Here is a 19,509-nt window from a genome sequence, read left to right as displayed (position 1 = left end):
CTCAGCTCCGGAACCAGACCGTCACGTCGGTCGGGACCGCGTCGGCGTCCAGCGGCGCGCTCGACACCAGCACCTCGGCGCCGGCCGGCAGCGGCGCCGGGTCGGCGCCGAAGTTGGTCAGCACGGTGAGGCCGCCGTTGGTGAACGTGAGCACCTCGTCGCCGGAGGACAGGAACCGCAGCGGCCCCCGGGCCAGCGTGTGCTCGCGGCGCAGCCGCAGCGCGGTCCGGTACAGCTCGTACGTCGAGCCGGGCACGCCGCGCTGCCGGTCCAGCGCGTACTCGGCCCACACCGGCGGCTGGGGCAGCCAGCTCGCGTCGGTCGGCCCGAAGCCGTACGACGGGGCGTCGGCCTCCCACGGGATCGGCACCCGGCAGCCGTCCCGGCCGCGCTCGGTGTGCCCGCTGCGCTTCCAGGTCGGGTCCTGACGGGCCTCGTCGGGCAGCGTGGTGTGCTCCGGCAGCCCCAGCTCCTCACCCTGGTAGAGGTAGGCGGAGCCGGGCAGCGCGAGCATCAGCAGGCTGGCCGCCCGGGCCCGGCGCAGGCCCAGCGCGGCGTCCGGCTGCGGGTCGTCCACACCGACGCCGTTGGCCCGGCCGCCGCCGGTGCCGAGCCCGAGCCGGGAGGCGTGCCGCACCACGTCGTGGTTGGACAGCACCCAGGTGGTGGGCGCGCCGACGGAGTCGGTGGCCTCCAGCGAGCGGGTGATCACCGCGTACTGGGCCGGCGCGGTCCACGCGGCCATCAGGTACTCGAAGTTGAACGCCTGGTGCATCTCGTCCGGGCGCACGTACCGGGCCAGCCGCTCGGCCGGCTCCACCCACGCCTCGGCGACGAGGATCCGCTCACCGGGGTACGAGTCGAGCACCCGCCGCCACTCCCGGTAGATCTCGTGCACGCCGTCCTGGTCCCACATCGGCGGGCGCGGCTTGTCCACCTCGCTGCCGGAGAGGATCTCCTGCGGCTCCTGCCAGTCGGCCAGGTCGGCCTGCTTGATCAGGCCGTGCGCCACGTCCACCCGGAAGCCGTCCACGCCCCGGTCCAGCCAGAAGCGCAGCACGTCGAGGAACTCCTCGCGCACCTCCGGGTTGTCCCAGTTGAGGTCGGGCTGGCCGGAGTCGAACAGGTGCAGGTACCACTGACCGTCCGGCAGCCGGGTCCAGGCGGGGCCGCCGAACACGCTCACCCAGTCGTTCGGCGCCTCGGCGCCGTCCGGGCCCTTGCCGTCGCGGATGACGTAGCGCTGCCGCTCCGGGCTGCCCGGCGCGGCGGCGACGGCCTCGGTGAACCAGCGGTGCGCGGAGGAGGTGTGGTTGGGCACCAGGTCGACGATCACCCGCAGCCCGCGTGCCTTCGCCTCGGCGATCAGCTTGTCGGCGTCGGCGAGTGTGCCGAACAGCGGATCGACGTCGCGGTAGTCGGACACGTCGTACCCGGCGTCGGCCTGCGGGGACGGGTAGAACGGGGACAGCCAGACCGCGTCGACTCCCAGCTCGGCGAGGTGGTCGAGCCGGGACGTGATGCCCGGCAGGTCGCCGATCCCGTCGCCGTCGGAGTCGGCGAACGAGCGCGGGTAGACCTGGTAGATGACCGCCTCGGTCCACCAGCCGGTGCCCGGGGCCTGCTGCGTCGCGTCGGTGTTCAGCGCCTTACTCCTGTCTGGGTGGTGCGGGACGAGCGAGTTCTTCAGTGTGCCCGGGGCGGCGCGGTCGATTCGCGCACCACCAGGCGAGTGGGCAGGATCACCGGGGGTGGTGTCCCGTCGCCGGTGTCGGCGCCGCGCGGCGCGGGCACCAGGCCGGGATACGGCTCGGTGGCCCGTACGCCGAGCGGGTCGAGCAGGATGCGGGCGGCGAGCGACCCCTGGTCGGCGGCCGGCTGGGCGATCGTGGAGAGCCCGAGCACGCCGGCCAGGTCGTGGTCGTCGATGCCCATCACGCTCACGTCCTGCGGCACCCGCAGCCCGGCGTCGCGCAGCGCGGTGATCGCGCCCATCGCCATCTCGTCGCAGGCGGCGAAGATGGCTGTCGGCGGCTCGCCCCGGGCCAGCAGTTCGGCGGTGGCGCGGGTGCCGCCGTCGATGGTGAACCGCGACTCGACGTCGAGGCTCGGGTCGGGCCGCAGCCCGGCGGCCCGTAACGCCTCCTGGTAGCCGCGCCGCCGGTCCAGGTGGGTGGTGAAGGCCAGTTCGTCGTCCGGGTCGCCGGAGATGTGCGCGATCCGGGTGTGGCCGAGGTCGAGCAGGTGGCGGGTGGCGGTCCGGGCGGCGGCCACGTCGTCGATCCGGACGCAGGGCCACCCGGGCACCTCGCTGCCGGAGCTGATCGTCACGCCCGGCAGGTCCAGCTTCGTCAGCGCGTGCACGTCGGCCGCGCGCAGCGGGGTCGCGACCAGGATGATCGCGTCCACCCGCTTGTGCAGGCTCGCCGTGCGCAGCACCCGCTGCCGGGTCCGCTCCCGGCCGCCGAGGTTGTAGAGCAGCAGGTCGTAGCCGCTGTCCTGGAGGAACTCCTCGACCGCCTCGACCACAGTGCCGAAGAACCACCTGGTGATCCGGGGCACCACCACGGCCACCGTGCCGGTCCGGCCGCCGGCCAGCCGGCTCGCGCTGGGCGACACCGCGTACTGGAGTTGTTCGGCGGCGGCGAGCACCCGGCGGCGGGTCGCGGCCGAGACCGTCGGCAGGCCCCGCAGCGCCCGGGAGACGGTGGCCGTGGAGACCCCGGCCAGACGGGCGACGTCGTCAATCCTGGTCATCGTGGGCTCCCCGCTGTGACCCGGACCCCGCCGCCGGCCGTGCCGGCGGCGGGGCGCCGGATCAACCCTTGACGCTGCCGGCGAGCAGACCTCGCACGAAGAAGCGCTGGAGGGACAGGAACACGATCAGCGGTACGACGATCGACACGAACGCGCCGGCCGTCAGCCGCTGCCACTCGTTGCCCCGGGTGCCGGCCAGCTCCGCGAGCCGGACGGTCAGCGGGGCGGTCTCGTCGCCGCCACCGGCGAAGATCAGCGCGACCAGCAGGTCGTTCCAGACCCAGAGGAACTGGAAGATGCCGAACGCCGCCAGCGCGGGCATGATCAGCGGCAGCACGATGGTGCGGAAGATCTTCGGGTGGGTGGCCCCGTCGACCCGGGCCGCCTCCATCAGGTCGCCGGGAAGCTGCGAGATGAAGTTGTGCAGCAGGAACACGGCGAACGGAAGCGCGAAGCAGGTGTGCGCGAACCACACCTGGGCGAACTTCTGCTCGTCGACCAGGTCCCACGCCGGGAGGATCTGCACCCCGGCGACGGTGACGCCGGTGGAGAAGAACCGCAGCAGCGGCACCAGGGCCATCTGCAACGGCACGATCTGGAGCGCGAAGATCCCGATGTAGACCCAGTCCCGCCCCTTGAAGTTCATCCACGCCAGCGCGTACGCGGCGAGCGACGCGAAGGCCAGCGGGAAGAGCACCGAGGGGATGGTGATCGCCAGCGAGTTGATGAAGTAGCTGGCCAGCTGCCCGGACGAGCCGGAGCTGAACAGCACCTCCTGGTAGTTCTCCAGCGTGATCTGCGGGTTGGTGAAGAACGTCCACCACCCGGTGGTCTTGATCTCGTTCTCCGGCCGGAGCGAGGAGATGAACAGGCCGAAGGTCGGGATCGTCCAGAGCATCGCGATCACGATCGACACGAGCGTGGCGGTGCGGCTGTTCAGGCGCTTGCGCACCCGGGCGCCCCGGGTGGTCGGTTCGGTGGCCTGGGCGCCGACTCCGACGGTGGGCGTTGCGGTGGTCATCTCAGCCCTCCCGCTGCTTGCGCAGGTTGCGGATCTGGTAGATCACGATAGGGATCACCAGGACGAACAGGAACACCGCCAGCGCCGAGCCCTGCCCGTTCTCCTGGTAGCGGAACGCCTGGTTGTACATCTCGGTCGCGATGACGTTCGTGTCGTAGTTGCCGTTGGTGGCGGTCCGGACGATGTCGAAGACCTTGAGCGTGGCGATGGAGATCGTCACCACCACGACGATCAGCGCCGGCCGGATGCTCGGCACGGTGATCCGCCAGAACATCTGCCACGGGGTCGTGCCGTCCAGCCGGGCCGCCTCCACGATGTCGGCCGGGATGGCCTTGATCGCGGCGGAGAGCACCACCATCGCGAAACCGGCCTGGATCCACACCATGATCACGATGAGCAGGAACGTGTTGAGCGGCGAGTCCAGCAGCCACTGCTTCGGTTCGCCGCCCAGGCTCACCACGATCTGGTTGAGCAGGCCGATCTGGTCGCCCTCGCCCCGGTAGGCGTAGACGAACTTCCAGATGATGGAGGCGCCGACGAACGAGATCGCCATCGGCAGGAAGATCAGGGACTTGGCCACGGCCTCGAACCGGGCCTTGTCCACCAGGACCGCGTAGATCAGGCCGAACGCGGTGGCCACCAGCGGCACGAGCAGCACCCAGATCAGCGTGTTGATCAGGACCCGCACGATCGAGTCCTCGGCGAACATCCAGCGGTAGTTGTCCAGGCCCACCCAGTCGTTGCTGCCGGAGTCCATGAAGGAGAGCAGCGTGGTGCGGACGGCGGGGACCACCAGCCCGACGGCGAGCAGCAGCAGCGTCGGCAACAGGAAGAAGAACGCGAACGCGCCCTCGCCCTGCCTGCGCCGGCGGGGCAGCGGCGCGCCGCTGGCCGAGGCCGCGACGAGCTGCGCCTCCCGGCGCCGGGCGAAGTACGACGGCACCACGTCGAGGAGCAGGAGCAGCCCGCCCACCACCGCGACGAAAGCGATCAGCCCGTACATCAGCATGAGGAACTTCGGCTGCTCCGCCGCGAAGTCGAACTCCATCGACCCTCCCTCAAGGGTTCGGCTAGCAGAGGTGGCCCGGTCCGGGGAACCGGACCGGGCCACCTGCTAGATCACTTCCAGCTGCCCTCGATGTCGTTCAGGACGGCGGTGGTGTCCTTGCCGTTGATCCAGGCCACCATGCCCTTCCAGAAGGTGCCGGCGCCGACCGCGGCCGGCATCAGGTCCGAGCCGTCGAAGCGGAAGACCGTCTTCTCGTCCTGGAGGATGCCCACGGAGAGCTTGTCCACCGGGTTCGGGACGTTGTTCAGGTCCAGCTTCTTGTTCGCGGAGACCCAGTCACCGATCTTGGCGCGGCTGTTGGCGTACTCGCCGGAGGCCAGGTAGGTCTGCACCGCCTGGACCTCGGGACGGTCGGCGAAGGCCGCGACGAACTCGCCGCCGCCCAGGACCGGCTTGCCCTTCGACGGGTCGATGGCCGGGAAGTAGAACGCGAAGACGTCGCCGTCCTCGGCCACCTTGGTGCCCTCGGGCCACTGGTTGGCGTAGAAGGACGCCTGGCGGTGCAGCGCGCACTTGCCGGTGGTGATGGGCGTGCCGCCCTCCTGGAACGAGGTGGTGGCGATGCTCTTCACGCCGCCGAAGCCGCCGTTGACGTACTTCTCGTTCTTCAGGATGGTGCCGGCCCGGTTGAGCGCGTCGGCAACCTGCGGGTCGTTGAACGGGATCTCGTGGGTGGTCCACTTGTCGTAGACGTCCGGGCCGCCGGTACGCAGCAGCACGTCCTCGATCCAGTCGGTGGCCGGCCAGCCGGTGGCGTCACCGGACTCGATGCCGGCGCACCACGGCTTGGTGCCGCTCGCAGCGATCTGGTCGGAGAGCTTGATCATGTCGTCCCACGTGGTGGGGACCGTCCAGCCCTTCTCCTTGAAGGTCTTCGGCGAGTACCACACGAAGGACTTCACGTTCGAGCCGAGCGGGGCGCCGTAGAGCTGGCCGTTGACGGTGCTGTACTTCAGCCAGTCGGCGGAGTAGTTCTGCTCGGCCATGGCCTTGGTGTCGGCGCCGACCGGCTTGAGCTTGCCCGAGTCGACGAACCGCTTCAGCAGACCCGGCTGCGGGATGAAGGCGAGGTCGGGGGCGTTGCCGCCGTCGACCCGCACGGGCAGCTGGGCCTCGAACTCGCCGGAGCCCTCGTGGTCGATCTCGATGCCGGTGCAGTCCTCGAACTGCTTCCAGGACTGCTGGAGGCGCTCGTCCTCGATGTCACGGATCGAGGAGTAGATGGTCACCTTCTTGCCGTCGTGACCCTCGTACTTCTCGTATGCGCCGCACTCGGCCGAGCCCGCGTTGCTGCTCTTCTTGTCGTTGCCGGTGCCGCAGGCGGCGACGCCGAGCGCCAGCCCCAGGACGCCGGCGACCGCGAGAGCCTGGCGCGATCTGGCAAACGCCATGCCGATCTCCTTCCTTGCCGGCGCGTGGGGGGATCGAACCCGCGCCGGTCCGATGGTCGTCCTCACATGTAAGCGCTTGCATCGTGTCGGGTCCACCCCTGGCCGGACACGGCCCGGTAACAATCCCGAAACCCTGTCCGCCGGCGGTGGGTGCGCTCCCACGAATCTTCCCGGGAACGGAACTTTCTGTCAGGATGTCCGCATCACATTGAAGACTTTCAACATTGGAGGCAGTGGATGCGTAAGCGATGGCTCGCCCTCGGGGCGAGCGCCGCGGTACTGGCGGCGACCCTCGTGCCGGCCGCGCCGGCGATGGCCGCCCCGACGTTCAAGGTCCCGTTCCCGTGCAACCAGTCCTGGTCCGGTCAGACCCGGACCAACCACAGCCCGGCCAACGCGATCGACTTCAACCGCACCGACGACCTGGGCGACCCGGTGGTCGCCAGCGCGCCGGGCACCGTCGACGTGGTCACCAACCTCGGCGACACCAGCTACGGCAAGTACGTCCGGATCAACCACGGCGGCGGTCACACCACCTACTACGCCCACCTGAACGCCTTCAACGTCTCCGTCGGGCAGACCGTCGGCTACGGCCGGGTGATCGGGTACGTCGGCACGACAGGCGGCTCCACCGGCCCGCACCTGCACTACGAGCAGCGCATCGACGGCAGCTCTGTGAAGATCAAGTTCAACGGTGTCCAGGCGCTCTACTGGGGCACCAAGACCTACACCAGTGACAACGGGTGCGGCGGGACGAACACCGGCGAGGGCACCGTCAACACGGCCGGCTCCCCGCTGACGGTCCGCTCCGGTCCCGGCACCGGCTACAGCTCGGTCGGCACGGTGGCCGACGGGGCGAAGGTGACCATCCAGTGCCAGACCAGCGGCACCAGCGTCACCGGCACGTACGGCACCAGCTCGATCTGGGACCGGATCGGCTCCGGCCGGTTCATCTCCGACGCCTACGTCTACACCGGGTACGACGGCTACATCCCGGGCGTACCCCGCTGCTGAACCCGGCGGGCGCGGGAGCCGCGGCCCCCGCGCCCGTACCGGTCAGGAGTTCAGGCGCCACACCGCGAAGTTCAGCGCGGACGCGAACGTCACCCAGGCCCAGTACGGCAACATCAGCAGCGTTGCCGGCCGGGAGACGCGCCGGAACAGGGCCACCGTCACCCCGATCGCCAGCCACATCAGCACGATCTCGGCGAACGCCAGCCCGTATGCCCCGGCGCCGAAGAACAGCGGGGTCCAGATCGCGTTCAGCACGAGCTGCACGACCCAGGCCCAGACCGCGGTGCCGAACCCGGCCCGGCGCCAGACCAGCCAGCCGGCGATCGCGATGAGCACGTAGAGCACGGTCCAGACCGGGCCGAACAGCCACGACGGCGGCGCCCAGGCGGGCTGCTCCAGGCTCTGGTACTCGGCGGAGGTGCCCTGGACACCCAGCCCGCCGATCGCGGCGGCGACGAAGGTGGCGGCGCCGAAGCCGAGCAGCGCCCACCACGTGCGGGCGCCGTTGGTGCGCCGGGTGGCAGTCTGCGACATCTCCATGGTCGAGATGTTTCCGCTCGACCGGCCCGGCAAACGCCCGGGCGCCACCGGACCGGACGCGGAAAAGCCGGGGTCACCCGGCCCGGGCGTTCCGGTCCGGCAGGACGGAACACCCGGGCCCGGCGACCCCGGCGGGTACGAGAACCGCTGTTACGTGTTGAAGATGCTGACGCCACCCGGGCCGACCAGCAGGCCGACGACGATGAGGACGATGCCCCAGAGGATCTGTCGGCGGAACAGGGCGAGAATTCCGGCGACCACCAGTACGACTGCGAGAATCCAGAGAATCAGCTCCATGTCGGCTGAATACCCGGGTGCCCGTTACCGGAAACCTCCCGCTCAGTCGATCTGATCACCGCCCAGATGGAAGACGCTGTACGCCTGTTTGATCACCGGGTGGGCCACGTTGCGGACCCGTACCCCGCCCGGTGTGGTGCCGCGCTCGGTGCCGTGGTGGGCGTGCCCGTGCAGCGCCAGCGCGGTGGGGGCGGAGTCGATCGCCTGGCCGAGCTGGTAGCAGCCGAGGAACGGGTAGATCTCCAGCGGCTCGCCGGCGAGCGTGTCCGGTACGGGGGAGTAGTGGGTGAGCGCGACGAGCGCGTCGCACTCCAGCGAGAGCAGCGCGCCGGTGAGCGCGTCGGCGCTCTCCCGGGTGGTCCGCACGAACGCCTTCATCTCCGGCTCGCCGAAGTCGCTGGCGCACCGCCCGGCGAACCCGCCGCCGAACCCCTTCACGCCTGCCACCCCGAGCCGTCCGCCGGGGGTCTCCACCACCGTGCCGGTGCCCTCCAGCACCGTGATCCCGGCGTCCTCCAGCACCTTTACCACCTGCGGCACCTCGTCGCACTGGTGGTCGTGGTTGCCGAGCACGGTGATCACCGGTACGCCGAGGTCGCCGAACTCCTGGGCCACGCACCGCGCTTCGGCCTCGGTGCCGTGCCGGGTCAGGTCACCGGCGAGCAGCAGCACGTCGGCGCAGCCGGGCAACTCCTCCAGGGCCGGGCGGAACCGGCCCACCACGTCCTGGTCCAGATGCACGTCGCCCACGGCGGCGATCCGGATCACCATCGAACCTCCCTCACGGCAACTCCTCGACCTGGGTGGGCGCCTGCGTGCGGATCACCCCGATGTCGCTCGTCACGTGGGTGTCCGGGAAGCGCTCGGCCACCCGCCGCAGGATCTCCTCCCGCCGGTGCGGGCTCTCCACCTCGCCGTAGAGCACCAGCCCGTTCTCCCGCCGCACCACGGTGATGCCCTGCTCGGCCACCGTCGGGTCCTCGGCCAGCATGCTCTGGATCTCCGCCTCGACGTACTCGTCGGGGGGAACGTCGCCGGACAGTCCGGTCACAGGGTCTCCCTTCCTCCGGGCGCGCCGCCGGGCAGCACGTCCAGCCGGTCGAGCAGCACCAGGAACGCCTCCGCGTACGGCGAGTGCTGCGTCTCCTTCCGTACCCGTTCCCAGTCGATCTGTTCCCGCAGCGAGCGGGCCAGCGGCAGGGCGCGGGCGAAGTCGCAGTAGTGCTGGGAGAAGCTGAGCAGTTTGTGCACCATGAGCTGGCTGGCCGACAGCACCGGCATGTGGATCGCGTCGACCGGGCGCACGATCGTGTCGGCGAACGTCTCCTCGGTGACCGGGGTCTCCACCGGCCGGTGGATCAGGTCCACCATCCGGTCCTCGTCGTAGACCTTGACCAGCCAGTCCTCCGGCGGGCGCTCGGCGGTGAAGCCGGCCTCGACCAGCGCCTCCAGCGCGCGGTCCACGTCCGCCTCGCGGAGCAGGAAGTCCACGTCGTGGTCGCTGGAGTGGCCGCCGTGCGCGTACACCGCGAAGCTGCCACCGAGCGCGAACGGGATCTCGGACTGTTTGAGCACGGCGGCGACCTTCTTCAGCGTGTGCACCAGGGTCTCGTCCCCGCGCTCGGCCATCTGCGGCTCCCTCGTCGTCATTGGGCGGTGGGACCACGATGCGTACCCGGCGGACGCTCCGGTCACACCTGTTGCGGCGCGATCGGCCCGCCAGGGCAGGAAAGCGACATACGGGCCGGTGTGAGCATCGGTCGGATAACCTCGGGAGGGTGGCCAGCTCACTGCGGACGCGCCGGGGCGGGGCCCGACTGCGCGCCGTCGCCCTGATCGGCATCGACGGCTCAGGTAAGACCACTCAGGCCCACCGGCTCGCCCAGGCGCTCACCGCCGCCGGCCGTCCCGCCACGTACCACCGCAACGCCGGTGGCCGCCGCTGGCTCGGCCGCATCGCGCAGCGGCTCGGCCGTCCGGACGCGCAGCGGCTCGTCGGGCGCGACGGCCTGCTCGTGGTCGAGTCGGTGCTGCGCTGGCTGGCCATCGCGCTCGCGCTGCTCAGCTGCCTGGTGACCGGCCGGACGGCGGTGATGGACAGGTGGTCGGCCTGTCAGTACGCCAGCATCCGGGCGCACGGCGGGCAGCGGTGGGAGCGGCTGGCCCGGGCCGGGTACCGGATCTTCCCGGCGCCTCGGGTGACGTTCCTGCTCACCGTCGACCCCGCCGAGGCGTACCGGCGGATCGAACAGCGCGGCACCGACCACGAGACGATGGCGTGGCTGACCGCCGCGGACGCCGCCTACCGCGAGCTGCCGGAGTACGGCGGCTTCGTGGTGGTGGACGGCAACGGCCCGCCGGAGGAGGTGGCCCGCCGGATCCGGGCGCACCTGAGCGAGTGGCTGCCCGACGACCCGTCCGCCGGTCCCGGTCCGGCTCCGGCCGGCCCGAGACGCCCGGCCGGTGGCGCCGGGCGGGACGGGCCGGTGCCGGTTCAGGCCCGCCCGTAGACCGGGATGCTCGCGCCGCTGGTGGGCGCGGACTCGGGGGAGGCCAGGAAGCGGATCACCGCGGCGATCTCGGCCGGCGGCACCCAGCGCCCGTGGTCGGCGCCGGGCTGGGCGGCGCGGTTGGCCGGGGTGTCGATGACGCTCGGCAGTACCGTGTTGCACCGCACGCCGCGCTGCCGGTACTCGACCGCCACCGTCTCGGCGAACGCCCGCACCGCCGCCTTGGCGGTGACGTAGCCGGAGGCGCCGGGGAACGGCGAGAGCGCCGCGCGGGCCGAGACGCAGACCACCGCGCCGTCGCCGGACGCCATGAGGTGCGGCAGCGCCGCGTGGGTGACCAGGTACGTCGGGCGCAGGTTGAGCCGCAGCATCCGTTCGAAGTCCTCGACCGGGGTCTCGTGCACCAGGCCGCCGGCGGCGTACCCGCCGACGAGGTTGACCACCGCGCGCAGCGGCGCGGCCGGGTCGGCGGTCGCCGTCTCGACCGCCCGATCGGCCCCCTCGGGGGTCAGCAGGTCGGCCACGACCCGGACCGGGCCGTCGTCCGTCCCGGGCTCCCGCTGGGGTACGACCACCCGCCAGCCGGCGTCGAGGAAGGCGGCGGTGACCGCGCCGCCGAGCCCGCCCGTGCCTCCGGTCACCAGCACCGTGCGTTCCGTCATGGACACACACGCTAGCCAACGGCCGCGCCGACCGACCGGTGACCCGCACGGGCCGTCCGGTCCGCCCGGCCGAGGCCGACCAGGCAGGCCGTGCCGCGCGACGGCGGACCGGCACGTCGGGCGGCAGGAGTGACTCGACCGGAGCGGCTGAGGCGGTGGGGCTGCGACAATGGGATCCTTGGCCCGGGGCGGGCACGGAAGACAGTAAATTTCCCGATACGCGGTGTCATGGTTGACGCTCACGCCTCGTGAAAGTAAGTTTCATCCGTGGCGAAGAGTCCGAAGATTTCTGCGAGTCACGAGACCGGTGGACTGATCGTCCACATCAGCGGCCTGCTGCCCTCGCTGTCCCCGGCCGAACAGCGGGTGGCCCGGCTGGTCGTCGCCGATCCGGCGGACGCGGCCCGGCGTACGATCACCGACCTCGCCACCGCCGCCGAGACGTCCGAGGCGACAGTGATCCGCTTCTGCCGCTCGGTCGGCATGGACGGCTACCCCCAGTTGCGGATCCGGCTCGCCGCCGAGGCCGCCCGCCGGGTCGAGCCGCCGGACGCCCGCGTGGTCGGCGGCGACATCCCGCCGGGCGCGGACCTCGCCCAGATCATCGCCACGATAGCGTTCAACGACGCCCGGGCCGTGGAGGAGACCGCCGAGCAGCTCGACCCGGCGGTCTGCGAGCAGGTGGTCGAGGCGATCGGCGCGGCCGGCCGGATCGACGTCTACGGCGCGGGCGCCAGCGGCTTCGTCGCCTCCGACTTCCAGCAGAAGCTGCACCGCATCGGCCGCATCGCGTTCTACTTCCCGGACGTGCACACCGCGCTCACCTCCGCCGCCCTGCTGGGCCGCGGCGACGTCGCCGTCGGCATCTCGCACACCGGCACCACCTCCGACGTGATCGAGGTGCTGGAGCAGGCGCGTGCGCGCGGTGCCACCACCGTGGCGCTGACCAACTTCCCCCGCTCGCCGATCACCGAGGTCGCGGACCACGTGCTCACCACCGCCGCCCGGGAGACGACGTACCGCTCCGGCGCGACGGCCAGCCGGCTGGCCCAGCTCACAGTGGTCGACTGCCTCTTCGTCGGGGTGGCCGCCCGCAGCCGGGCCCGGACCAAGAAGGCCCTGGAGGCCACCGCCGAGGCGGTCCAGTCGCACCGGGTCGGCCCCGGGCGGAGGCGGGGATGACGGCGGGTCGGGTGGAGCGCGACGGCGTGGCGGCGGTACGACCGGTGGTGCGCGTCGGCGCGCCGACCGAGCGGCGCAACCCGCACAGCGTCGACCTCGATCTGATGTCCACCCGGGACGTGCTCACCGTCATCAACGAGGCGGACCGGCGCGTACCGGCCGCCGTCGCCGCGGTGCTGGACGAGATCGCCGAGACGGTCGACCTGGCCGTGGCCGCGCTACGCGACGGGCACCGCGTGCACTACTTCGGCGCCGGCACCTCCGGTCGCCTCGGCGTGCTCGACGCCGCCGAGCTGGCGCCCACGTTCAACTCGCCGCGGCACTGGTTCTGCTCGCACCTCGCGGGCGGCCCGGAGGCGATGTGGCGCGCCGTCGAGGACGCCGAGGACGACGAGCGCGGTGGCGCCGCCGACGCGGCCGAGTGCGTACGCCCCGGCGACCTCGTGGTGGGCCTCGCGGCCAGCGGGCGCACCCCGTACGTCCTCGGGGCGCTCGCCGCGTCCCGGGCGCAGGGGGCCGGTACGGTGCTGCTCTGCGCGAATCCGGAGGCCGAGGCCGCCGCGTCGGTGGACGTCTTCATCGGTGTGGACACCGGACCGGAGGTGGTCACCGGGTCGACCCGGATGAAGGCCGGCACGGCGCAGAAGCTGGTGCTCAACACGTTCTCCACGGCCGTGATGGTGCGTCTGGGCCGGGTCTACTCGAATCTCATGATCGATATGGTGGCGACGAACGCCAAACTGCGCGGCCGCATGATCTCGATTCTCGTGGAGGCCACCGGTTGCGCCGAGGAGGTGTGCCGGGTCGCCCTGCGGGAGGCCGACGGCGACCTCAAGACCGCGCTCGTCGCGCTGGTGTCCGGCGCCGAGGTGCCCGCCGCCCGGGCCGCGCTGGCCCGCTCCGCCCACCAGGTACGCGGCGCGCTCGCCCTGCTCGCCTCCTGACCGTCTCCGGCCCCTCGCCGCGAGCCCGGCCTGTCCCGGTCCGTCCCGCCCCGTCCGCCCGATCCACCCGCCCGGCGCATCCGTCCGGCGGGTGCGACGCGTATCACGTGCGGGAGGGGGACGACTCCTCCCGCCCGGATTGTTCAACGAGGCGGAGGGTAATCCTTGAGCATGGCTGAACCGACCGGTCCGCAGGCGCGTATCTCGCAGTGACCAGGATCGCAACGACTCGGTGACGCGGCTCGCTGTGTTCATGGAACAGGCAATGGTGCCATTCCATGGGCGACCGGCGATTTCGCAGCTCCGGTGTGTGCCGGAAACGGCGCCCGCGAGCCGCCCGAACCGGGCCGGTAACAGGAAACATGGACCGGGCTCTCAGCTACTACTCAGGCATTCGTGACAGTTTCGACTCACGACATGGAATCCCCGACGCGTCACATCTGTTGTGTAGGTGTCAGCACCTACGGGCACAGCGGAGGTTACGGGGAGGGCTGATGAACGTGGGGATGGCAAGGAACCGGGCAACCGGCGCGAGCGAGGGGACCGTGGCAATCGTGGACAAGAACATCGGCATGCGTACCGACGAGGTCGCCGAGGAGCGGGACCTGGTCGGCGTCTACCTGCACGAGATCTCCCGGACGCCGCTGCTCGACGCCGCCCGGGAGGTCGACCTCTCCAAGGCGATCGAGGCCGGCCTCTACGCCGAGCACCTGCTCGACGAGGACCGGATCCCCGAGGGCGCCGACCGGGAGGACCTGGAGCGGCTGGTCGTCGAGGGTGAGCGCGCGAAGGACCTGTTCATCCGCGCGAACCTGCGACTGGTCGTGTCGATCGCCCGGCGCTACGTGCGCTCCGGGATGCCCATGCTGGACCTGATCCAGGAGGGCAACACCGGCCTGGTCCGGGCGGTCGAGAAGTTCGACTACGAGCGTGGATTCAAGTTCTCCACCTACGCGACCTGGTGGATCCGTCAGGCCATCAGCCGGGCGATCGCCCAGCAGGAGCGGACCGTACGGCTGCCCGTGCACCTGGTCGAGGACGTCAACCGGATGCGCAACGTGGCCCGGCAGCTCACCCGTGAGCTGGGCGGCGACCCGGAGCCGGAGCAGATCGCGACCGCGCTCGGCGTGACCGTCGAGCGGGTCAACGAGCTGGTCCGCTGGTCGCAGGACACCGTCTCGCTGGACACCCCGGTGGGCGACGACGGCGACACCAACCTCGGTGACCTGGTCGCCGACAGCGACGCGCCGTCGCCGGAGGAGATCGTGCTCACCGGCCTGGAGCGGCAGCGGATCGAGGGCCTGCTCAACCACCTCGACGACCGTTCCGCAGGCATCATGCGGGCCCGGTACGGCCTGGAGGACGGGCGCGAGCACTCGCTGACCGAGGTCGCGTCGCGGTTCTCGCTGTCCCGCGAGCGCATCCGCCAGCTGGAAATCCAGGCCCTGGGCCGGCTGCGTGAGCTGGCTCGCGCGGAGGGGCTCCAGGCGGCCTGACCTGGTAACAATGAACGGCGAACGGCCGGCGTCCGACAGGGGGACGCCGGCCGTTCGCCGTTTTCGCAGTGCTCAGACCCGGCCGTAGCCGGCGATCGACATGATGTTCATGCCGCGCTTGCTGACGTTGCGTCCGGCGCTCGGCGCGTCGATGATCTGGCCGTTGCCGACGTAGAGCGCCACGTGCCCGAGCCCGGAGTAGAACACCAGGTCACCGGGTTGCAGCTGGCTGCGGCTGATCCGGGTGGTGGCGCCCCACTGTTGCGCCGCGCTGTGCGGCAGTGACTTCCCGGCCGCCCGCCAGGCGGCGAGCGTCAGGCCGGAGCAGTCGTAGCTGCCGGGGCCGTCGTTGCCGTAGCCGTAGGGCTTGCCGACCGCGCCGTAGGCGTACCGCACCGCCACACCGGCCTTGCCGGAGACGGCCGGGGGAGTGCCCGCCGAACTGGGGTTGCCGGGCGCCTCGGTGGCCCGCCCGTACGCCTTGCGCCGCATCTCGTAGAGGTCGGACAGGTCCGCCTCGATCCGCGTCTTCGCGGACTTGAGCTGCTTGGCCTGCGCCGCCTCCCGGGCGAGCGTGACGTCCAGCGCGGTCTTCTGGTCGATCAGCCGCTTCTGGTCGGCGGTGAAGCTGTTGATGGTGCGCTGCCGCTGGCGGGTGAGCTGGTCGAGCGTGCCCAGCCGCTCCGGCAGGGTGGCCTGGCTGCCCGGGTCCAGCAGGGCCGCCGCGGTGCGCATGCCACCGGTCTTGTACGCCGTCGCGGCCAGCACGCCCACGTCGGCGCGGCTGCGTTCGGCCTGTTCCTGCAGCGGCCCGATCTGGGCCTCCAACTTGGCCGCGGTGGCCTTGTTGGTCTTGATGTCCTCGTTGAGCTTGTTGTAGGACTCGACGATTCGCTCCAGCTCAGTCGAGGACTTCTCGATCTGCTTCGTCAGCTCGGCGGGGGTCGGCTCGGCCCGGGCCACCTGCGCCGGGGCGAGCAACGCGGCCGAGAGGCCGGCCACCGCCAGCGAGCGGAGCAGCATCCGTAAGGACGACAAGAGCGGAAAGCTCCTCTCCCACCGGTCGCCGGGCGCGTTCGCGGCCCGGCGACACCGGCCCGGGGCCGTCCGGGTGGACGGCTGTCGACCGGGCCGACCTGGACAACCTAACCCGTGATCGCAGTAGCCGGGAGTTCAAGCAGGGGCGAAAGTTGGCAAAGTGGCGGAAAGTGATGAGGGGGAGCCGGTGGGTGGATGAGGCGACTCGCCCGATTCGTCGTTCTGGGCGGATGTCGCCAGGCCACGCTAGGTAAAGTCATGACAAAGACGGAAATCATTCTCTGTTTCCGGCGGCGCGGCCGGGCCGGTGACCCCCGCGACAGCCGAAACCCCGAGGTCAGGTGGCGCGAGGCAAACACAATGAAGCCCGGACGGGAAATCCCACCACGGGATCCCTGCTCCCGGGAGGCCGCCGTGCAGACCGACCGCTCCGCCACCCAGCCGCCCCGCTCGCCGCGACCGGCCGGACCCAGGCTGCTCTACGCCCAGCCCGGCATCGTCGTCACCGCCGAGCGCTTCACCGTCGGCCGCAACACCTGGCCGGTGGCCGAGATCACCCAGCTCCGCATCGACCGCGGGCCGCACGACCGGCTCGCGATCCGGGCCGTCGCCGTGTCCGCCGCGATGATCGCCGCGGTCGGCCTGCTGCTCGGCTTCACCGGCGGCCTGCACCGGCTCACCGCCGGGGCGTACCTCCTGCTCGGCGCCGTCGGGCTGGTGCCGATGCTGCTGGTGCTGATCGGCGACCGCGTGCGGCCCCCGGCGCACGAGCTGTGGGGCCGGGTCCGGGGCACCGAGGTGCTGCTGTTCAGCAGCGACGACGAGCGGCAGTTCGGCCAGGTCGCCCGCGCGCTGGGGCGGGCCCGGGAGGCGGCGCGGCTGGGCGGCTGGGCCGACCCGCCGGCGGCCGAGCCGTGGCGGCCGGCCCGGTGACCGGCGGTCAGCCCGCGACCGGCTCCGGCGTCCGCGGCCGGGCCTCGGCGGCCACCCAGTGGCTCACCCGCCGCTCGGCGTAGAAGGAGACGAACGGCACGGTGCCGGCGAGCATCACCAGCAGCATCCGCTTCAGCGGCCAGTTCGCCCGGCGCGACAGGTCGAACGTGAGCGCCAGATAGAGCATGTACAGCCAGCCGTGTGCCACGCCGACCACGGCCACCACGCTCGGGTTGTCGAAGCCGTACTTCAGCGGCATGCCGATCAGGACCAGCACCACGAGCGCCACGCCCACGATCCAGGCGATCACGCGGTACCGGGTAAAGGCTCCGCCCACCGTCGTCCGTCCTTCCGCACCGGCCTCAGCCGGGATAGTCGCCGGGCCGGGCGCCCGGATTGGCGTTCAACCAGGATAGGTAGCTGTTGTACGCGGCCAGCTCGGCGTCGTCCGCCCCGTCGGCCGGGGCAGCAGGCGCCCGCACGACGCGCACCGGCCGGCGTACCGCAGGGGTGGTGGCGACCGGCGCTGCGCCGGCGGTCACCGACGGCGCCGGATCGCCGGGCGGCTGCGCGTCGCCCGCCGGACCGGCGCGCAGCGTCTGGCGGACCTCACGCCACCAGACGAAGATCACGAAACCGGCGAAGACCGGCCACTCGATCGCGTAACCGAAGCTGATCGCGTTCCCCCCGGCGGCGCGGGTGACCTGCCACCAGCCCATGCCGAGGCAACCTGCCACGAGCACGACCATGGCCACGTGGCGGACGATCCACGCCGGTGTCCAGAGCCGATGCATGCCCACGAGAGTACCGGGGCCGCCGGGCTTCTCCGACGCGGCGTCGTAGTCCTGGTGGTGGTTTGGTGGCACGCCCGCTGGGCATCCGAACAGGTGCCAACCCGAACGAGACGAGGGGGCGACGATGACCGAATCGGTACGCCGGGACGCGAGCCCGGAACAGCGGGTCGCGGAGTGGGACGGCGATCACGCCCGCACCGTCGACGGCGATCAGCTCGGGGTGGACCCGGTGGAGCTGGGCGACGAGGACCTGGTCCGGGAGATGCAGAGCCTGCACCGCACCCGGCTGGACACGCTGCGCCACGCCACCGACTCGGCGCTCGCCAACCACCTGCGGCGCACCGCCGAACTGGAGACGGAGTACCTGGCCCGGCACCCCGGCCGGGAGGTCGACCCGAGCCGGCTGCGGGACGCCTGATGGCCAGCCACGCCGAACGCGGCATGTCCGCGCCGCCGGAGGTGGTGTTCAACACCGCCACTGATCCGGACCGCTCCTCGGCCTGGCTGCCCGAGCGGCTGCGCACCTCCGGCACGTGCCGGGTGGAGGTCGTCGACGCCGACGACATGCGGGCCCGGTGGAGCGCCGCGGACTGGTCCGCCGAGATCGACGTGGAGCCGGCCGGCGCGGGCGGTGCCCGGGTACGGCTGGACCTGGCCGGTCCGGACCACGACCTGGCCGACGAGATCCTGGCCAACCTCGACCGCGAGGTGGCCGACAACCTGACCGCCGGCTGAGCCCGGTCCGCACGACGAGCACGAGGAGGCCGGGTTGACCGGGAGTGGCCTGAAGCAGAAGGTGGCGCGCCTGCGCCAGGCGTACGCGCCGCACGAGCACCGGCCGCTGGAGGGCTACCTGAAGGCGATGGGCACGTACGCGGGGGTGACAGCCGCGCTCGTCGGCCTGGTCCGGGCGACCGGGCGGCCGGTGCCCGAGCGGCCCACGCCGGCGGACGTGGTGCTGCTCTCGATCGCCACGCACAAGCTCAGCCGGCTGCTGTCCAAGGACGCGATCACCAGTCCGCTGCGGGCGCCGTTCACCCGCTACGACCACCCGATCGGCAGCGGCGAGGTGATGGAGCAGGTCCGCGACGAGGGCAGCCCGACCCGGCACGCGCTCGGCGAGCTGGTGAGCTGCCCGTTCTGCCTGGCGGTCTGGGTGGCCACCGGGCTCACCGGCGGCCTGGTGCTGGCGCCCCGGCTGACCCGCCTGGTCGCCACCGCACTGACCGCGGTGGCCGCCTCGGACTTCCTCCAGATGGGGTACGCGGTCGCCCAGCAGGCGGCCGAGGGCGGTCGCCACGAGGCGTGAGACCTGCACACGAAAGGGGGCCGGCGCGCGCCGGCCCCCTTTTTCGTGTCTCCCACCGTCAGGTGGGGGTGGTGCCGTGGTCCTCGCCGGCCCAGCCGCGCGACGCCTCCGGCTCCCGCTCGTCCTCGTCCTCGCCGGTGACGACGTCCCGGTCCACGGCGGTGCGGTCGTGCTCGTTGGCGAAGTCCGGCTCCGGCAGCGTGTCGACGCCCTCCGGGGGCTGGCCGAGCGCCGCCAGGTGCTCGTGGTCGGGGTTGCGGTCGGTCATCTCGCGTCCTCTCGTCGGCGGGGGCTCAGGCGACCGTTCCGCCCAGCAGATCGGCCGCCTCGTCCGCCGCGTACTCGCCCTGGGGGAGCGCGGCGATCCGGGTGAGCAGCTCCGCGGGGAGTTCGGCGGCCACCGCCCGGCGGTAGATGTCCGCCTGGGTGATCCGCTCCTGGCCGTGGTAGATGTCGTCGAGCAGGTCGTCGAGCGGCCGCGTGTCGGGCTGCTCGGTCACGGGCGCGTCATCGGTCACGCCGACCACCTACCCGGCACCGAACCGGTCAAAC

General features: G+C 71.8%; 24 protein-coding genes and 1 pseudogene. 9 read left to right on the top strand and 16 right to left on the bottom strand.

Annotated features, from left to right (window positions below):
• Position 1: 1 nt before the first annotated feature.
• The 5 genes from CLT75_RS18400 to CLT75_RS18380 form a co-directional block, all read right to left on the bottom strand.
• Positions 2–1,645, bottom strand: coding sequence for a glycoside hydrolase family 13 protein (locus CLT75_RS18400; RefSeq protein ID WP_135244056.1), 1,644 nt, complete (start codon positions 1,643–1,645; stop codon positions 2–4).
• 41 nt (positions 1,646–1,686) lie between these two features.
• On the bottom strand, positions 1,687–2,757 hold the full coding sequence (locus CLT75_RS18395; RefSeq protein ID WP_135241729.1) for a LacI family DNA-binding transcriptional regulator: 1,071 nt from the start codon (positions 2,755–2,757) through the stop codon (positions 1,687–1,689).
• A gap of 61 nt (positions 2,758–2,818) precedes the next feature.
• Positions 2,819–3,778, bottom strand: coding sequence for a carbohydrate ABC transporter permease (locus CLT75_RS18390; RefSeq protein WP_135241728.1), 960 nt, complete (start codon positions 3,776–3,778; stop codon positions 2,819–2,821).
• A gap of 1 nt (position 3,779) precedes the next feature.
• On the bottom strand, positions 3,780–4,826 hold the full coding sequence (locus CLT75_RS18385) for a carbohydrate ABC transporter permease (RefSeq protein WP_135241727.1): 1,047 nt from the start codon (positions 4,824–4,826) through the stop codon (positions 3,780–3,782).
• Between the two features lie 71 nt (positions 4,827–4,897).
• A complete protein-coding gene (locus tag CLT75_RS18380) occupies positions 4,898–6,238 on the bottom strand; it encodes an ABC transporter substrate-binding protein (RefSeq protein WP_135241726.1) in 1,341 nt (446 codons plus the stop codon).
• A gap of 237 nt (positions 6,239–6,475) precedes the next feature.
• On the opposite strand from CLT75_RS18380, the gene CLT75_RS18375 reads away from it, so the two are divergent.
• Entirely contained in the window at positions 6,476–7,252 is a 777-nt protein-coding gene (locus CLT75_RS18375; RefSeq protein WP_120573485.1) for a M23 family metallopeptidase, read from the top strand.
• 42 nt (positions 7,253–7,294) lie between these two features.
• On the opposite strand, the gene CLT75_RS18370 is transcribed toward CLT75_RS18375, so the two are convergent.
• The 5 genes and pseudogenes from CLT75_RS18370 to CLT75_RS18355 all read right to left on the bottom strand — a co-directional run bounded on the left by CLT75_RS18370 (position 7,295) and on the right by CLT75_RS18355 (position 9,718).
• On the bottom strand, positions 7,295–7,792 hold the full coding sequence (locus CLT75_RS18370; protein ID WP_135241725.1) for a TspO/MBR family protein: 498 nt from the start codon (positions 7,790–7,792) through the stop codon (positions 7,295–7,297).
• Between the two features lie 150 nt (positions 7,793–7,942).
• On the bottom strand, positions 7,943–8,089 hold the full coding sequence (locus tag CLT75_RS32685) for a GPGG-motif small membrane protein (RefSeq protein ID WP_013288160.1): 147 nt from the start codon (positions 8,087–8,089) through the stop codon (positions 7,943–7,945).
• Positions 8,080–8,860: pseudogene (locus tag CLT75_RS18365) on the bottom strand (metallophosphoesterase family protein). The gene CLT75_RS32685 and the pseudogene CLT75_RS18365 overlap by 10 nt, the downstream one beginning before the upstream one ends.
• A 10-nt stretch (positions 8,861–8,870) precedes the next feature.
• Entirely contained in the window at positions 8,871–9,080 is a 210-nt protein-coding gene (locus CLT75_RS18360; protein ID WP_225319459.1) for a hypothetical protein, read from the bottom strand.
• Between the two features lie 56 nt (positions 9,081–9,136).
• Positions 9,137–9,718, bottom strand: coding sequence for a nucleotidyltransferase (locus CLT75_RS18355; RefSeq protein ID WP_043328811.1), 582 nt, complete (start codon positions 9,716–9,718; stop codon positions 9,137–9,139).
• 149 nt (positions 9,719–9,867) lie between these two features.
• On the opposite strand from CLT75_RS18355, the gene CLT75_RS18350 reads away from it, so the two are divergent.
• Complete coding sequence (locus CLT75_RS18350) at positions 9,868–10,599, top strand: dTMP kinase (RefSeq protein ID WP_135241723.1); 732 nt, start codon at positions 9,868–9,870, stop codon at positions 10,597–10,599.
• Here the strand turns inward: CLT75_RS18350 and CLT75_RS18345 are convergent.
• On the bottom strand, positions 10,584–11,261 hold the full coding sequence (locus tag CLT75_RS18345; RefSeq protein ID WP_135241722.1) for an SDR family NAD(P)-dependent oxidoreductase: 678 nt from the start codon (positions 11,259–11,261) through the stop codon (positions 10,584–10,586). The two genes, CLT75_RS18350 and CLT75_RS18345, sit on opposite strands and share 16 nt — an antisense overlap.
• A 267-nt stretch (positions 11,262–11,528) precedes the next feature.
• On the opposite strand from CLT75_RS18345, the gene CLT75_RS18340 reads away from it, so the two are divergent.
• The 3 genes from CLT75_RS18340 to CLT75_RS18330 all read left to right on the top strand — a co-directional run bounded on the left by CLT75_RS18340 (position 11,529) and on the right by CLT75_RS18330 (position 14,883).
• Entirely contained in the window at positions 11,529–12,443 is a 915-nt protein-coding gene (locus CLT75_RS18340) for a MurR/RpiR family transcriptional regulator (protein ID WP_135241721.1), read from the top strand.
• Positions 12,440–13,387, top strand: a complete 948-nt coding sequence (gene murQ / locus CLT75_RS18335; RefSeq protein ID WP_135241720.1) for an N-acetylmuramic acid 6-phosphate etherase — start codon at positions 12,440–12,442, stop codon at positions 13,385–13,387. Before CLT75_RS18340 ends, murQ begins: the two co-directional genes overlap by 4 nt.
• A 506-nt stretch (positions 13,388–13,893) precedes the next feature.
• Positions 13,894–14,883 (top strand): sigma-70 family RNA polymerase sigma factor, encoded by a 990-nt coding sequence (locus CLT75_RS18330; protein ID WP_209310469.1) that lies wholly within the window; start codon positions 13,894–13,896, stop codon positions 14,881–14,883.
• Positions 14,884–14,955: 72 nt separating this feature from the next.
• On the opposite strand, the gene CLT75_RS18325 is transcribed toward CLT75_RS18330, so the two are convergent.
• Positions 14,956–15,921 (bottom strand): C40 family peptidase, encoded by a 966-nt coding sequence (locus tag CLT75_RS18325; protein WP_135241718.1) that lies wholly within the window; start codon positions 15,919–15,921, stop codon positions 14,956–14,958.
• A gap of 414 nt (positions 15,922–16,335) precedes the next feature.
• Between CLT75_RS18325 and CLT75_RS18320 the strand changes: the two genes are divergently transcribed.
• The gene (locus CLT75_RS18320) at positions 16,336–16,854 is read left to right on the top strand and encodes a DUF6232 family protein (RefSeq protein WP_135241717.1); all 519 of its coding nucleotides are present in this window, start codon (positions 16,336–16,338) and stop codon (positions 16,852–16,854) included.
• Positions 16,855–16,861: 7 nt separating this feature from the next.
• Here the strand turns inward: CLT75_RS18320 and CLT75_RS18315 are convergent, their stop codons facing one another.
• Together CLT75_RS18315 and CLT75_RS18310 are read right to left on the bottom strand one after the other, a co-directional pair.
• Positions 16,862–17,191: a DUF3817 domain-containing protein gene (locus CLT75_RS18315; RefSeq protein WP_013288149.1), complete on the bottom strand. Its 330-nt coding sequence runs from the start codon at positions 17,189–17,191 to the stop codon at positions 16,862–16,864.
• Between the two features lie 25 nt (positions 17,192–17,216).
• On the bottom strand, positions 17,217–17,648 hold the full coding sequence (locus CLT75_RS18310; protein WP_135241716.1) for a hypothetical protein: 432 nt from the start codon (positions 17,646–17,648) through the stop codon (positions 17,217–17,219).
• Positions 17,649–17,772: 124 nt separating this feature from the next.
• Here CLT75_RS18310 and CLT75_RS18305 point away from each other — a divergent pair, with 124 nt between their 5' ends.
• From CLT75_RS18305 to CLT75_RS18295, 3 genes are read left to right on the top strand one after another with little or no spacing between them, the layout of a single operon-like run.
• Positions 17,773–18,066: a DUF6158 family protein gene (locus CLT75_RS18305; protein WP_135241715.1), complete on the top strand. Its 294-nt coding sequence runs from the start codon at positions 17,773–17,775 to the stop codon at positions 18,064–18,066.
• A complete protein-coding gene (locus CLT75_RS18300) occupies positions 18,066–18,383 on the top strand; it encodes an SRPBCC family protein (RefSeq protein WP_135241714.1) in 318 nt (105 codons plus the stop codon). Before CLT75_RS18305 ends, CLT75_RS18300 begins: the two co-directional genes overlap by 1 nt.
• A gap of 34 nt (positions 18,384–18,417) precedes the next feature.
• A complete protein-coding gene (locus tag CLT75_RS18295; protein WP_013288145.1) occupies positions 18,418–18,957 on the top strand; it encodes a DUF1360 domain-containing protein in 540 nt (179 codons plus the stop codon).
• Positions 18,958–19,015: 58 nt separating this feature from the next.
• Here the strand turns inward: CLT75_RS18295 and CLT75_RS18290 are convergent, their stop codons facing one another.
• Together CLT75_RS18290 and CLT75_RS18285 are read right to left on the bottom strand one after the other, a co-directional pair.
• The gene (locus CLT75_RS18290) at positions 19,016–19,225 is read right to left on the bottom strand and encodes a hypothetical protein (RefSeq protein WP_030502248.1); all 210 of its coding nucleotides are present in this window, start codon (positions 19,223–19,225) and stop codon (positions 19,016–19,018) included.
• Between the two features lie 25 nt (positions 19,226–19,250).
• Positions 19,251–19,484: a hypothetical protein gene (locus tag CLT75_RS18285; protein WP_018786980.1), complete on the bottom strand. Its 234-nt coding sequence runs from the start codon at positions 19,482–19,484 to the stop codon at positions 19,251–19,253.
• Positions 19,485–19,509: the final 25 nt, after the last annotated feature.

The organism is Micromonospora sp. CNZ285, assembly GCF_004637285.1.
The sequence above is the reverse complement of the archived record's forward strand: the minus strand, read 5'-3'. Positions and strand labels throughout refer to the sequence as shown.

What these genes read in the sequence shown, in the direction of transcription:
- CLT75_RS18395 (WP_135241729.1), bottom strand. Translation starts at nt 2,757, where the DNA reads ATGACCAGGATTGACGACGTCGCCCGTCTGGCCGGGGTCTCCACGGCC.
- CLT75_RS18390 (WP_135241728.1), bottom strand. Translation starts at nt 3,778, where the DNA reads ATGACCACCGCAACGCCCACCGTCGGAGTCGGCGCCCAGGCCACCGAA.
- CLT75_RS18385 (WP_135241727.1), bottom strand. Translation starts at nt 4,826, where the DNA reads ATGGAGTTCGACTTCGCGGCGGAGCAGCCGAAGTTCCTCATGCTGATG.
- CLT75_RS18380 (WP_135241726.1), bottom strand. Translation starts at nt 6,238, where the DNA reads ATGGCGTTTGCCAGATCGCGCCAGGCTCTCGCGGTCGCCGGCGTCCTG.
- CLT75_RS18375 (WP_120573485.1), top strand. Translation starts at nt 6,476, where the DNA reads ATGCGTAAGCGATGGCTCGCCCTCGGGGCGAGCGCCGCGGTACTGGCG.
- CLT75_RS18370 (WP_135241725.1), bottom strand. Translation starts at nt 7,792, where the DNA reads ATGGAGATGTCGCAGACTGCCACCCGGCGCACCAACGGCGCCCGCACG.
- CLT75_RS32685 (WP_013288160.1), bottom strand. Translation starts at nt 8,089, where the DNA reads ATGGAGCTGATTCTCTGGATTCTCGCAGTCGTACTGGTGGTCGCCGGA.
- CLT75_RS18360 (WP_225319459.1), bottom strand. Translation starts at nt 9,080, where the DNA reads ATGCTGGCCGAGGACCCGACGGTGGCCGAGCAGGGCATCACCGTGGTG.
- CLT75_RS18355 (WP_043328811.1), bottom strand. Translation starts at nt 9,718, where the DNA reads ATGGCCGAGCGCGGGGACGAGACCCTGGTGCACACGCTGAAGAAGGTC.
- CLT75_RS18345 (WP_135241722.1), bottom strand. Translation starts at nt 11,261, where the DNA reads ATGACGGAACGCACGGTGCTGGTGACCGGAGGCACGGGCGGGCTCGGC.
- murQ (WP_135241720.1), top strand. Translation starts at nt 12,440, where the DNA reads ATGACGGCGGGTCGGGTGGAGCGCGACGGCGTGGCGGCGGTACGACCG.
- CLT75_RS18330 (WP_209310469.1), top strand. Translation starts at nt 13,894, where the DNA reads ATGGCAAGGAACCGGGCAACCGGCGCGAGCGAGGGGACCGTGGCAATC.
- CLT75_RS18310 (WP_135241716.1), bottom strand. Translation starts at nt 17,648, where the DNA reads ATGCATCGGCTCTGGACACCGGCGTGGATCGTCCGCCACGTGGCCATG.
- CLT75_RS18305 (WP_135241715.1), top strand. Translation starts at nt 17,773, where the DNA reads ATGACCGAATCGGTACGCCGGGACGCGAGCCCGGAACAGCGGGTCGCG.
- CLT75_RS18300 (WP_135241714.1), top strand. Translation starts at nt 18,066, where the DNA reads ATGGCCAGCCACGCCGAACGCGGCATGTCCGCGCCGCCGGAGGTGGTG.
- CLT75_RS18290 (WP_030502248.1), bottom strand. Translation starts at nt 19,225, where the DNA reads ATGACCGACCGCAACCCCGACCACGAGCACCTGGCGGCGCTCGGCCAG.